At 27.2% G+C, this 360-nt stretch carries 1 protein-coding gene; it reads right to left on the bottom strand.

Annotated features, from left to right (window positions below):
• Nucleotides 1-224 (bottom strand): hypothetical protein (locus AC1DWA_RS33870; RefSeq protein WP_477917939.1); only part of this gene is annotated, 224 nt, incomplete at its 3' end.
• Nucleotides 225-360 lie beyond the last annotated feature (136 nt).

Below are 360 nucleotides of genomic sequence, written 5' to 3'. Positions count from 1 at the left end.
ATTAAAGACTCAATCTGTCTATTCTTAAACACTTTATAAGCTGGAATTGAACCAGCATTTACTGTTTTACTTCTGCTAAAATAAAGACCTTTCATAACAAATTTAACACAACCTTTCCATGCATTATTAGCATTAGTAATGTCTTGTTTTACCCTATGAATGTTTATATCAGGAAAGGCACCGTTAACAAAAAAAGCATACACATCGACTGTATAAATAGACAATTGTAATAACTCCTTTTTAATTTTTCTACTAATACAGTTTATTGATAAACAAGACAAGTTGTTTGGATATATACAACCTATTTTCTGCTTTTTAAATGTATAAGATATACAAAGTTTATGTTAACTAACTTTGTAT

The sequence above is a fragment of the Rhodococcus sp. P4_F3_2 genome (genome assembly GCF_056401335.1).
Note: the sequence above shows the minus strand (reverse complement) of the source record. Positions and strands in the feature narration are given on the sequence as shown.